The organism is Nocardioides sp. NPDC057772 (assembly GCF_042798075.1).
GTDB lineage: Bacteria > Actinomycetota > Actinomycetes > Propionibacteriales > Nocardioidaceae > Nocardioides.
Genome location: NZ_JBHVKN010000052.1, coordinates 1 through 12,134 on the forward strand (window position 1 = coordinate 1; position 12,134 = coordinate 12,134).

General features: G+C 68.7%; 12 protein-coding genes and 1 tRNA gene. All 13 read left to right on the top strand.

What is annotated here, in order from left to right; all coding sequences use genetic code 11:
- A partial coding sequence (locus tag ACFVJS_RS11535) for a hypothetical protein (protein WP_378879710.1) occupies window positions 1–247 on the top strand: 247 nt, incomplete at its 5' end.
- Complete coding sequence (locus ACFVJS_RS11540; protein ID WP_378879713.1) at window positions 168–1,361, top strand: phospholipase D-like domain-containing protein; 1,194 nt, start codon at window positions 168–170, stop codon at window positions 1,359–1,361. The genes ACFVJS_RS11535 and ACFVJS_RS11540, both read left to right, overlap by 80 nt.
- A gap of 100 nt (window positions 1,362–1,461) precedes the next feature.
- Window positions 1,462–2,367, top strand: coding sequence for a phosphotransferase family protein (locus ACFVJS_RS11545; RefSeq protein ID WP_378879716.1), 906 nt, complete (start codon window positions 1,462–1,464; stop codon window positions 2,365–2,367).
- A 52-nt stretch (window positions 2,368–2,419) separates the two neighbouring features.
- Entirely contained in the window at window positions 2,420–2,845 is a 426-nt protein-coding gene (locus tag ACFVJS_RS11550) for a hypothetical protein (RefSeq protein WP_378879718.1), read from the top strand.
- Window positions 2,846–2,913: 68 nt separating this feature from the next.
- Window positions 2,914–4,164, top strand: coding sequence for a glutamate-5-semialdehyde dehydrogenase (locus ACFVJS_RS11555; RefSeq protein ID WP_378879721.1), 1,251 nt, complete (start codon window positions 2,914–2,916; stop codon window positions 4,162–4,164).
- 30 nt (window positions 4,165–4,194) lie between these two features.
- Complete coding sequence (locus ACFVJS_RS11560; RefSeq protein ID WP_378879724.1) at window positions 4,195–4,356, top strand: hypothetical protein; 162 nt, start codon at window positions 4,195–4,197, stop codon at window positions 4,354–4,356.
- An 11-nt stretch (window positions 4,357–4,367) separates the two neighbouring features.
- Window positions 4,368–5,030, top strand: a complete 663-nt coding sequence (gene nadD, locus ACFVJS_RS11565) for a nicotinate-nucleotide adenylyltransferase (protein ID WP_378879727.1) — start codon at window positions 4,368–4,370, stop codon at window positions 5,028–5,030.
- Window positions 5,027–5,401 (top strand): ribosome silencing factor, encoded by a 375-nt coding sequence (gene rsfS, locus ACFVJS_RS11570; RefSeq protein ID WP_378879730.1) that lies wholly within the window; start codon window positions 5,027–5,029, stop codon window positions 5,399–5,401. The genes nadD and rsfS overlap by 4 nt, the downstream gene beginning before the upstream one ends.
- Window positions 5,402–5,407: 6 nt before the next feature.
- A complete protein-coding gene (locus ACFVJS_RS11575; protein ID WP_378879732.1) occupies window positions 5,408–6,043 on the top strand; it encodes a histidine phosphatase family protein in 636 nt (211 codons plus the stop codon).
- Window positions 6,044–6,106: 63 nt separating this feature from the next.
- Window positions 6,107–6,179: transfer RNA gene (locus ACFVJS_RS11580), tRNA-Ala, on the top strand.
- 253 nt (window positions 6,180–6,432) lie between these two features.
- Window positions 6,433–7,557, top strand: coding sequence for a sugar phosphate isomerase/epimerase family protein (locus ACFVJS_RS11585; RefSeq protein WP_378879735.1), 1,125 nt, complete (start codon window positions 6,433–6,435; stop codon window positions 7,555–7,557).
- A 184-nt stretch (window positions 7,558–7,741) separates the two neighbouring features.
- Window positions 7,742–11,047: a PQQ-dependent sugar dehydrogenase gene (locus ACFVJS_RS11590; protein WP_378879738.1), complete on the top strand. Its 3,306-nt coding sequence runs from the start codon at window positions 7,742–7,744 to the stop codon at window positions 11,045–11,047.
- Between the two features lie 169 nt (window positions 11,048–11,216).
- Window positions 11,217–12,119 carry a formyltetrahydrofolate deformylase gene (gene purU / locus ACFVJS_RS11595; RefSeq protein ID WP_378879741.1) on the top strand — a complete coding sequence of 301 codons (903 nt, stop codon included), beginning with the start codon at window positions 11,217–11,219 and terminating at the stop codon, window positions 12,117–12,119.
- Window positions 12,120–12,134: the final 15 nt, after the last annotated feature.

The following is a 12,134-nucleotide window of genomic DNA, read 5'->3' on the forward strand; positions in this document are numbered from 1 at the left end:
GTTTCTTTCGGTTTGGCATCTTGTTCTGGGAATTGTCGTTGCGGGTCATACGTCGCTGGGTATAGTCCGGCCGCATGTGGGTGAATGTGCTGAGGTCGAAGACGACCCGGAAGATCTCGATCGCTTCGGCTGTGGCTGGCTGCGTGGCTGCCCTGGTCGTGGCGACGATGTCCGTGGTTTCGACCCCGGCGACCGCGGCGACCTGGTCGCCGCCGGCGGGGCCGTTCTTCAACAATCCGACCGGTGACGCGGGGCAGCGCAACTTCATCGTCCACCGGATCAACAACAGCATCCGCTACGCGGCCAAGGGCTCCTACATCCGGTTCGTCACCTACAACCTGGACCGCGCCGACACCGTCGATCACCTCATCGCCGCACACAAGCGTGGCGTGCACGTGCAGATCCTGGTCAACCGGAAGATGTGGAGCAGCGGGGAGCGGAAGCTGGCCAACCGTCTCGGCACCAGGCGCTCCCGGCCGAGCTTCATCTACGGCTGCGCCGGTGCGTGCCGCGGCTACGACACCGGCAACCTGCACATCAAGATCCACTCGTTCACCCAGATCGGGACCAAGCGCAACGTCATCATCAACAGCTCCGGCAACCTCGGTGGCGGCGCGGCCGGTTCGCAGTGGAACGACGCTCAGACCATCTACGCCAACGACAGCCTGTGGAAGACCTGGCTGCGGATGTTCAACGAGCTGAAGGCCGACCGGAAGGCCACCCCGCGCTACGTCTCCTGGTCCGGCGGCGGCACCTCCGTCGGCTTCCAGCGCCAGCACACGGGCACGACCAACGACGAGATCTACGCGCGCGGCACCGGTGACAAGGTGATCGACCGGCTTCGCCTGATCGGCTGCAGTGCGCCGAGCGGCTACGGCAGCAAGGGCAAGACGATCCTGCGGATCCACATGTACGCGTGGTACGGCCGCCGTGGCGAGCGCATCGCCGACGAGGTCGTCCGGCTGAAGAAGCGCGGCTGTGTGGTCCGGGTGATCGGCTCCGTCACCAGCAACGTGGTCTACCGCAAGCTGAGGGCGGTCGGCATCCCCGCGCGCGACGCCGCCTGGGACTGGGGCCAGAAGACGTCGACCAGCGGCGACGAGATCGTCTACGGCTCGCGCTGCTACTCCCACTACAAGTGGATGAGCGTCAACGGCCGCTTCGCCGACAGGGGCACCTACAGCGTCTGGACCGGCTCGGAGAACTGGTCGCCGCCGTCGTTCAGCAACGACGAGGTCACCTTCCGGTTCACCTCGAAGAGCTACTACACCACCTACACCGCCCGGTTCAACAAGATGTGGGACAGCTCGAGGGCGACCCACCGGATCTATCTGCAGCCGAAGACCCGTCCCTGCGCCTGACCGACTAGCCTCCTCGGGTGAGCGAGCGTCAGCGAGTGAACCATCCAGACGGCACGGGACCACGTCCGTATCCTGGCGCCTGCGCTACGGACGTGGTCGCGTGAGCTTCGGTGAACTGGGTGGGGGCCTCCAGCCGCTCGACGGCGGCTGGTCCGGCGAGACGTTCCTGGCAGAGGCCGGTGACGAGAGGTCGGTGGTGCGAGTCTTCGCCGACCCACGTCATCACCCTCAGGCCGCGGAGATCCACGGGGCCTTGCACCGGCTGGTGCGGGGCCTCGTCCCGGTTCCCGAGGTCTTGGAGGTACGCCGCGCCGACCCGGCGATGGGCACACCTGCACTCTTGGTGACCGAGTTCGTCGACGGCGTACGTGGCGACCTGCTGCTCCCGGAGCTGGACGAGAAGGAGCAGAGCAGGCTCGGGCGTGGCCTCGGCGAGATCGCGGCGACGCTGGCAGGGATGCCGTTCCTGACGGCTGGCACCTTCGCCGACAGCGAGCTGCGGATCGAGCCGTTCGCACTCGATCTGACCGAGTGGGTCGAGTCGCACGCGGAGCGTCTCGCCTGGGGGCCTGAGGACCTCGACGGGCTGCGGGAGGTGGCGGCCGACGCCCAGTACCTGCTCGACGCCGTCGTCAGGGTGAGCCTGGTCCACAGCGACCTCAACCCCAAGAACCTCATCGTCGACCCGGAGACGCTGGGCGTGCGCGCGGTGCTCGACTGGGAGTTCGCCCACGCCGGCTCGCCCTACACCGACCTCGGCAACCTGCTGCGGTTCGATCGCGTGGAGGCGTACGTCTCGGGGGTGCTGGAGGGCTACGTCGCGGTGCGTGGCGGCAGCACCGCGGAGGCCCTCGATCTGGCCCGCTCCGCGGACCTGGCCGCACTGGTCGAGCTCGGGGCGCGGCGTACCGAGAATCCGGTGGCCGCTCGGGCGCACGATCTCCTGCTCGATATCGCGCGATCCGGTGACGTCAACACCGCCCCGAAGGACGCCGATCGTCGCTAGGATGCGGAGCGCGCAGCACGGCGCCGACGCACCATGGGGGATGGTTGTGGGAGTGAGCGATTTCGACGGGGCCCGGAGCTCTGCCGGACGTTGGTGGCGTGGCTGGACGCCCTGGATCACGGCGCTGGTGCTCTCAGCCCTCTTCGCCGGTGCCACATCCGGGATCACGTTCGTGCGGAGGTCCTACGAGCCGCCGGTGGACTATCCGGCGATGAACGAGTCCGAGCTGGAGGAGAGCGCCGTGCGCTCCTCGCCCGTGGAGCCGGCTCGCACCAAGGACCGGCTCCAGTCGTCGCCGACGACGCGACCGACACACAGACCCGAGGAGACGACCCCGGCGGAGGCGCCGCGGAAGCTGCGATCGTCGCCCTCGGGCTCGGCGAGCGCCGACCCGGTGGCCTCGGCGGAGCCGTCTGAGAGCCCCTCCCGCCCGCTCGGAGGTCTGGGTGAGCTGCTCGGCCTGGGTGGCGGGGACTGACCTGTCGCGAGCGGTCCGCACGGCGAAAGGGTGGTGGCTGCGTACGCCGGACGGCATAGGCTGCTGACATGAGTGCTGAGGCAGTGATTCGTGAGGTGGCGGCGAAGGCACGAGAGGCGAGCTACGAGCTCGCGGTCGCGCCGCGCAGCGTGAAGGACGCGGCACTGCACGCGATGGCCGACGCGCTCCTCGAGCGGGCCGTCGAGGTGCTGGAGGCCAACGCGACCGACGTTGCTCGCGCCGAGGCGTCGGGCAGCCCGGCCAACATCATCGACCGACTCACCCTGACCCCGGAGCGCCTCGAGGGCATCGCCGCCGCGCTCCGCGAGCTGGCCGCCCTCCCGGACCCCGTCGGAGACGTCGTACGCGGCAGCACCCTGGCCAACGGTCTCGAGCTGCGTCAGGTGCGGGTGCCCTTCGGAGTCGTCGGGATGATCTACGAGGCCCGGCCCAACGTGACCGTCGACGCGGCCGGCATCTGCCTGAAGTCCGGCAACGCGGCGCTGCTGCGCGGCTCCTCCAACATCGCTGCCAGCAACGACGCGATCGCTGCGGTGCTCCGTGACGCGGTCGCCTCCGTCGGCCTGCCGGCCGACGTGATCCAGGTAGTCCCGGGGGAGGGGCACGACTCGGTCAAGGCGCTGATGCGCGCCCGTGGTCTGGTCGACGTGCTCATCCCGCGCGGTGGCGCCGGTCTGATCCGCACGGTCGTCGAGGAGTCGACGGTGCCGGTGATCGAGACCGGGGTCGGCAACGTACACGTCTATGTCGACAAGGCCGCCGACCTCGACAAGGCGCTCTCGATCGTCATCAACTCCAAGACGCAGCGCACCAGCGTGTGCAACTCCGCCGAGTCGCTGCTCGTGCACGCCGACATCGCCAAGGAGTTCCTGCCCAAGGTCGTTCCCGCCCTGCAGGAGCGGGGCGTGCAGATCCACGGCGACGACGCCTTCCAGGCCTACGACCTGGTCGAGCCGGTCACCGACGAGGACTATGCGGCCGAGTTCCTGGCGCTGAAGATCAGCGCCGCCGTGGTGCCCGACCTCGACGCGGCCGTCGCCCACATCCGGCGCTGGTCGAGCGGGCACACCGAGGCGATCGTGACCGAGGACCTCGGCGCGGCCCGGCGGTTCACCGCTGCCGTCGACTCCGCGGCGGTGATGGTCAACGCCTCGACGCGGTTCACCGACGGCGGCGAGTTCGGCTTCGGCGCGGAGATCGGGATCTCCACCCAGAAGCTGCACGCTCGGGGTCCGATGGGTCTGCCCGAGATGACCTCGACGAAGTATGTGGTCACGGGGGACGGGCACGTGCGCTGACCAGGCACAGGGCAAGGTAACCTGTGCGCCATGTCGAACTCTGTTGTGTCGAGCATCATCACCGCCGCTGAGCACGGAGCCGAGCACGGCACCTCCGGCGTCGAGTGGGTCATCGGTGGTGTCGCTCTGGCGATTCTCGTCTTCGCTCTGCTGGTGCTGGTCTGGTTCGCCGGCGGCCGTGAGCACTCCTGAGCGCTGATCAGATGGGCAGCGGGGGAGCGCCCGAGCCGGGTCTGGAGGGCCTGACCGGCAAGCGCCGCGTCGGGGTGATGGGTGGCACGTTCGATCCCATCCACCATGGCCACCTGGTGGCGGCCTCCGAGGTGCAGTCCTTCTTCGACCTCGACGAGGTCGTCTTCGTGCCGACCGGCGACCCGTGGCAGAAGGCCGACCGGGACGTGTCGCCGGCCGAGCACCGCTATCTGATGACGGTCATCGCGACCGCCGCCAACCCCCGCTTCACCGTCAGCCGGGTCGACATCGACCGGGCGGGCAAGACCTACACGATCGACACCCTGCGCGATCTGGCCAAGGCGCTGCCCGACTCCGAGCTCTACTTCATCACCGGAGCCGACGCGCTGGCCGAGATCTTCACCTGGCGCGACACCGACGAGCTCTTCGAGCTCGCCCAGTTCGTGGGGTGCACGCGTCCGGGATACAACATGGATCCCGAGGTCATCGGGAAGATCCCTGCCGACCGCATCACCATGCTCGAGATCCCCGCACTGGCGATCTCCTCCTCCGACTGCCGCGAGCGACGTCATCGCGGCGAGCCGGTCTGGTATCTCGTCCCCGACGGCGTGGTGCAGTACATCGGCAAGCACGACCTCTACCGCAAGACTCCCTCAGACAAGGACCGCGCATGACCGCGACCGAGCACGCCATCGAGCTCACCATCACCGCCGCCCGCGCGGCCTCGGAGAAGAAGGCCGCGCACATCATGGCCTTCGACGTCAGCGACCAGCTGGCCATCACCGACGCCTTCGTGCTGGCCTCCGCTCCCAACGAGCGCCAGGTGCAGTCGATCGTCGACGAGGTCGAGCTGAAGCTGCGCGACCTCGGCTCCAAGCCGCTGCGCCGTGAGGGCCACAAGGAGGGGCGCTGGGTGCTCCTCGACTACGGCGAGATCGTCGTTCACGTCCAGCACGAGGAGGAGCGCCAGTTCTACGCCCTCGAGCGGCTCTGGCGCGACTGCCCGTCGATCTCGCTGCCCGCCGACGTCGTCTCGGAGGGCTGAGGGGCCGTGGTCGAGCCGGCCGAGATCCGACGACTCATCCTGCTCCGTCACGGCGTCACCGGCTGGAACGCCGAGGGGCGCTACCAGGGCCAGACCGACATCGAGCTGGCCGAGACCGGGCACCAGCAGGCGAAGGCCGCCGCTCATGCGCTCGCGACGACCTTCGCCGTCACCCGCCTCGTCTCCTCCGACCTGATGCGGGCGCGGCAGACCGCTGCGTACGTCGCGGAGGAGACCGGCCGGGAGGCTGCCTACGACCCTCGGCTGCGGGAGGTCTGCGCCGGCGAGGCCGAGGGCATGGACCGGGCTCAGATCCTCGAGCGCTTCGGTGAGATGCCGGCCAGCTGGGAGCCCTACGGCGGGGAGTCCTGGCCCACGGTCGCGGCGCGCTTCAGCGCTGCGCTCCACGACGTCGCCGAGACCGTCGCGCCTGGCGAGACGGTCGTGGTCGTCGCCCACGGCGGAGCCATCCGCCAGGGCCTGGCCGCCTTCCTCGGGTGGGACCCGTCCGTGGTCACCACGCTCGCCCCGCTCACGAACTGCGCCTGGATCGAGCTCGTGGCCCGGGAGTCTGCGCCCGGACTCATCCCGTCGGCGCCCTGGCGACTCGCCACCTACGGAATGGGGGCCCCGATTTCGTGATCGGGAGCGGATTCCGCTACTGTTCTTCTCGTTGCCCGGGGTGATCGACCGGGACAACGCCACGGGGGTATGGCGCAGCTGGTAGCGCATCTGCATGGCATGCAGAGGGTCAGGGGTTCGAGTCCCCTTACCTCCACCGAAACACCAGGCCAGAGGCCGTGTGCGGTTCCTAGAAGAAGGAATCGGGCACGGCCTCTGGCTATTTCTGTGCTTGCGCGAGGGTGCCAAGGGCCGATCACTGAACTTTCGAAAGATACTTTCGAACTTTCGAGAGTTCCATCATGACTATTGACGGAGGCTTGGCTGGAACCGTAGGTTGACGATCGCACAACGTGACACAGGTCACAGTTGCGGCTCACTTGTGGCTTCACCCTCCCGAAGGAGCATTGATGCGCAACCGTCCCACCCCTGCCGAGAACCACGAGGTTCCGGCTATCGCACGCAAGCTCGGGCTCAACCGTCGGCAGCTGCTGGCGGCAACGACAGGCATGGCCGCGGCGGGAATCGCCCTCGGCGGTGTCCCTCTCGCTGGATCCGCTGCCGCTGACGCGCTGCTGATCCCCCGGCCGCGGCGCGGCATCATCCTCTACACGGTGCGCGACGCGATCAGCCGCGACCCGGCCACCAGCCCGTACGCCTCGGGGTTCAAGGCGGTGTTCGAGGAGCTGTCGAAGATCGGTTACCGGCAGATCGAGTTCGCCGGCTACAACCAGAGCGCCAACGCGCCCGGCGGCAACGTCAACAACGTCGAGGGCGCACGCCTGCTGCGGATGTGGCTCGACGACAACGGTCTCGAGGCCGAGGGGAACCACGGGTCGGTTCCCTCCACGATCACCGATGCTTCACTGGCCGCCTTCGACGCGGCGTGCGAGGTCGCGAACATCCTGGGGATGAGGCACATCGGGACCGGAAGCGACCCCACCGGGTCGGCCTACCTGGCCGACTGGCAGGCCGCGGCCGATCGCTGGAACATCCTCGGCGAGCGCGCCGCGGGTCACGGACTCAAGCTCTACACGCACAACCACGACATCGCCTACAGCTTCCTCCTGGACAGTGGTCCGACCGACGCCCTGGGCCGCCCGACGCGGTCGTCCGGGGTGCGCCGGCTGGAGTGGTTCCTGGCGAACACCGACCCGCGCTACGTGTCGCTGGAGATGGACATCTACTGGGCGCACGTCGCCCAGCACAAGCACCACACCTACACCGCCCCCGACGGCAGCCTCGTCGAGGACCGCTTCGACCCGCTCGAGGTCGTCAAGTCAGCGCCGATGCGCTTCCCGCTGTTCCACGCCAAGGACGGCAAGAGGGACGCGACGCAGGCCAACGGCTACGTGATGGCGCCGTTCGGGGAGGGCGACATCGACTACCAGGCCTTCTTCGGGGACATGCCGGCACGGGGCTACCACAACCCGATGTGGGAGCAGGACACCGCGCCCGGCGGTGCGCTGAACCCGGGCCAGTCCTTGGCCCTGGCCAAGCTGAGCTACCAGAACATGGACGAGCTCCGCGGCTGACCGGTCGCTTCTTTCCCTTCGCGAACAGCCGGAGCGCGCCCTGATCAGGTCGCGCTCCGGCCACCGGCGTGCTCGGACGCCCTCTTCGGCTTCACCCGCCCTCGTTCTCCAAGGAACCGTCATGCCCAAACACAGCTCATTCGGTGGGGTACCCCGCCGTCGTGCCCGGCGATCACTCCTCGCGGTGACCTCCGGGTTTGCGCTCGCTCTCACCTCCGGGCTCGCACTCGCGACGCCCGCCGCCGCCCACGACGGTGTCGACCACGGCACCGAGCCCGGGGGCGAGCTCGCCCTGGACTGGTCCAACTACGAGAAGGTCACGCTCACCAAGGACACCGGTGAGCCGATCGACATGGCCGTCTTGCCGGACCGGCGCGTGCTCACCACCGCGCGCAACGGTGACATCCGGCTCGTCGACCCCGACGCCGGTACGACTCGAGTGGTCAACACGATCTCGACGTACAACAACTCCGAGGACGGCCTGCAGACGATCACCCTCGCCCCCGACTTCGAGGAGTCGGGCTGGGTCTACCTCTACTACGCGCCGCGCACCATGACCGGCCCGTACCCGACGACCACGCCGTCCGGCTCGGCGCCCAACACGCTGCCCGCCGGTCAGACCGAGGCCTACTGGGACCAGTGGAAGGGTTACAACCAGCTCACCCGTGTGAAGTGGGACGAGTCCGCCGACAAGCTCGATCTCGCGACCGAGCAGGTGATCCTCAAGGTCGAGGTGCAGCGCGGCCAGTGCTGCCACGTCGCCGGCGACGTGGACTTCGACGACCAGGGAAACCTCTACCTGGCCACGGGTGACAACACCCCGGCCGGAACCCCGGGTGCGAACGGGTACGCGCCCAACAACGACGCCCCCGGGTTCAACCCCGGGTTCGACGCCCGCCGCGGTGCGGGCAACACGAACGACCTGCGCGGCAAGATCCTGCGGGTCGCGGTGCAGGAGGACGGCTCGTACACCATCCCCGAGGGCAACCTCTTCGCCCCCGGCACGGAAGGGACGCGACCGGAGATCTTCGCGATGGGTCTGCGCAACCCGTTCCGGATGGATGTCGACCCCGCGACGAACTCGGTGAGCTGGGGCGACTACGGCCCGGACGCCGGTGCGCCGAACCCGGATCGTGGCCCGATGGGGTACGTCGAGTGGCAGACGACCGCAATCGACGAGCCGATCAACGGCGGCTGGCCGTACTGCACCGGCGACAACTTCAACTACAACGAGTGGAACTTCGAGACCGCGACGCCGCGGGAGTTCTTCGACTGCGCCGCCGGGGCGGAGAACAACTCGCGGTGGAACACCGGACTCTCGACCGTTCCGCCGGCCACGGCTTCGACCCTCTACTACGGCGACAACAACACCCATCAGCCGTGGCCGGAGCTGACCGACTTCGGTCCGGCTGGTGGCCAGGGGCCCATGGGCGGGCCGGTGTACCACTACGACGCCGACAACCCCTCGCCGACGAAGTTCCCCGAGTACTGGGACGGCAAGGCGTTCTTCGCCGAGTTCTCCCAGGACTACCTCGCCGCGTTCACCGTCGACTGGCCCAGCGGCCCGGTCTCGCACATCGAGCACTTCCTGCCCAACATCGATCTCGAGACGAACCGGCAGCCGATCACCGACAGCCCGATCGACATCGAGTTCGGACCGGACGGGTCGCTCTACGTCCTGGACTACGGAGACGGCTTCTTCCGCGCCAACCCGGATGCCGGCCTCTACCGCATCGACTACAGCGTCGGTAACAAGGCGCCGCGCGCGGACATCGTCGCCGACCCCATCTCCAGCAGCTCGGCACCGCTGACCGTCGAGTTCGACGGCTCGGGCTCGGTCGACCCAGAGGGTGGCGCGCTCACCTACGACTGGGACCTCGACGGCGACGGCACCTTCGACGCCACCGGAGCGACCACGTCGCACACCTACGACAAGCTCGGCCGCTACACCGCCCGGCTCCGGGTCACCGACGCCGAAGGACGTCGCGGCATCACGTCGACCTCGATCAGCGTGGGCAACGTCGCGCCGACGATCGAGGTGGCCACACCGGCCGAGGGAGGCTTCTTCGACTGGGGTCAGGCGGTGCCGTTCCAGGTGTCGACCGACGACCCCGAGGACGGGAGCGCGACGGTGTGCTCGCGGGTGACCTGGACGTTCGGCCTCGGGCACGACGTCCACGCCCACCCGCTCAGTCAGGGGACCGGCTGCCGGTTCGCGATCCCGACGCCCGCCGACGCCACCGAGCACGGCGAGACGGAGAACATCTACGGAGTCGTCGTCATCGGCTACACCGACAACGGCGCCAACGGTGTGCCCGCGGCCCGGTCCGAGGTCTCGATGATCCTCAACCCGAAGTCGCAGGAAGCCGAGTGGGCAGACGCCTCCGAGGGCGTCGCGATCGCACCGGACGAGACGGCGAGCGGCCTGCGTAAGGTCACCTCGCTCGATGCGGGCGACTGGCTCTCCTGGAAGCCCGTCAACCTCGCCGGCATCACCTCGGCGAAGCTGCGGGCCAGCGGGACCGGCACCGTGGCGTTGCGCTGGGGGTCGGCCGACGCGACGCCGTTCGCCTCGTTCGACGTGGCCAGCGAGGACTGGTCCGAGACCACGTCCGACCTGGCCGGAGCGCCGTCGGGCAGCGGCGAGCTGTTCGTGACCTCCACCGGTGGGGTCACCCTGGACCGGATCAGGTTCGTCGGCGACGGCTTCGCCGACGTCACGCCTCCCGCGGTGTCCACGACGCTCGACCCGGCACAGCCGACCGGGAAGAACGGCTGGTGGACGGGGAACGTGTCGGTGGCGGTCGCCGCGACCGACAACGGCACCGTCGCCTCCCGGCAGCGCTCGACCAACGGCGGTCAGACCTGGGAGAACGCCAACAACCCGCTCACGGTGTCCGCGGAAGGTGTCACGACCGTTCACTACCGCGCCACCGACAGCGGCGGCAACGTCTCCGAGGTCGGAAAGGTCGTGGTGCGGATCGACAAGACCGCTCCGCAGGTCGCGGTCGACGGTGTCCCCGACGGCGCCACCGTCGGCAACGCCGGGGATGCCTCCTGGTCGGCCACCGACGCCACCTCGGGTGTCGGGTCCCTGACCGCGACCCTGGACGGTGCCGCGGTCACCGGCGAGACGCTTCCCCTGTGGCGGCTCTCGCTCGGGTCGCACACCCTCAAGGTCACCGCGACCGACACGGCGGGACACGCGACGACGAGAACGGTGACGTTCACGACCACCACCTCGCTGACCGAGCTCACCGCCCTGACCGAGCGGCTCGCCCGCTCCGGCGAGATCACCCCTGCCGGGGAGAGCGTCCTCGAGAAGCGGCTCAGCCAGGCCGCCAAGCACGTCGCTGCGGGACGGTACGCCTCCGCGCGGTCGCTGCTGCGGGAGTACGCCGACCTGGCGGCCAGCGCACTCAATGTCGCCGACGCCGACGCTCGTGCCGCGCTGCAGCGGGACGCTCAGGCGGTGATCGGCCAACTCTGAGGTGACTCCATCGGGCGGGTCCAAGGGCATGTCCCTTGGGCCCGCCTCGTCGTGGTGTCGTGGCAGTCCGTTCGTGACGTACGGGAAACCCTTGACGGCGCTCTGAGAGCCGTTCTACGATCATTCTGATATATGAGTTGTGTATCATTACCGCGATCAGGAGCCCAGCATGACCATCAGTCCTCCCAGCTCGACCGCTGTTGCGTCCGTGGCGACCGCCCCGACGGCGACGACCAACGTGCTCACGCTCTCGTGTCCGGAGCGCCCGGGGATCATGCAGGCGGTCACCAGCTTCCTGTACGACCGCGGCTTCGACATCCTCGAGCACCAGCAGCACGACGACCGGATGGGGCAGCTGTTCTTCCTCCGGACCGAGTTCGCCGCTGCTGACGGAGCCGACGTGGACGAGCTCACCGCCGCGTTCGGGCCGATCGCGGATCGGTTCGACATGTCGTTCACCTTCCACGACGAGCGCAAGCCGCGGCTGCTGGTGATGGTCTCCAAGTTCGGCCACTGCCTCAACGACCTCATCTTCCGGTGGCGCGGCGGCACCCTGGGCGGCGAGATCGCGGTCGTCGCCTCCAACCACGAGGACCTCCGCCCGATGGCGGAGGCGGCTGGGCTGGACTTCGTGCACATCCCGATCACGGCGGAGACGAAGCCGCAGGCCGAGCAGCGCATGCTCGACCTGGTCGACGAGTACGAGATCGACCTGGTCGTGCTCGCGCGCTACATGCAGATCCTCTCCGACGGCCTGTGCCATCAGCTCGAGGGGCGTGCGATCAACATCCATCACTCGTTCCTGCCCGGCTTCAAGGGGGCGAAGCCCTACCACCAGGCGCACGAGCGCGGCGTGAAGCTCGTCGGTGCCACCGCCCACTACGTCACCGCAGACCTCGATGAGGGGCCCATCATCGAGCAGGAGGTCAACCGGGTCGACCACACCTACACCCCGCAGGCTCTGGCCAACGTGGGCCAGGACGCCGAGTGCCTCGCGCTCTCGCGTGCCGTCCGCTGGCACTGCGAGCACCGCGTCCTCATGCACGGCTCCAGCACCGTCGTGTTCCGCTGACCACCCACCCCGAAC

What these genes read in the sequence shown, in the direction of transcription:
- ACFVJS_RS11540 (WP_378879713.1), top strand. Translation starts at nt 168, where the DNA reads ATGTCCGTGGTTTCGACCCCGGCGACCGCGGCGACCTGGTCGCCGCCG.
- nadD (WP_378879727.1), top strand. Translation starts at nt 4,368, where the DNA reads ATGGGCAGCGGGGGAGCGCCCGAGCCGGGTCTGGAGGGCCTGACCGGC.
- purU (WP_378879741.1), top strand. Translation starts at nt 11,217, where the DNA reads ATGACCATCAGTCCTCCCAGCTCGACCGCTGTTGCGTCCGTGGCGACC.
- rsfS (WP_378879730.1), top strand. Translation starts at nt 5,027, where the DNA reads ATGACCGCGACCGAGCACGCCATCGAGCTCACCATCACCGCCGCCCGC.
- ACFVJS_RS11560 (WP_378879724.1), top strand. Translation starts at nt 4,195, where the DNA reads ATGTCGAACTCTGTTGTGTCGAGCATCATCACCGCCGCTGAGCACGGA.
- ACFVJS_RS11555 (WP_378879721.1), top strand. Translation starts at nt 2,914, where the DNA reads ATGAGTGCTGAGGCAGTGATTCGTGAGGTGGCGGCGAAGGCACGAGAG.
- ACFVJS_RS11585 (WP_378879735.1), top strand. Translation starts at nt 6,433, where the DNA reads ATGCGCAACCGTCCCACCCCTGCCGAGAACCACGAGGTTCCGGCTATC.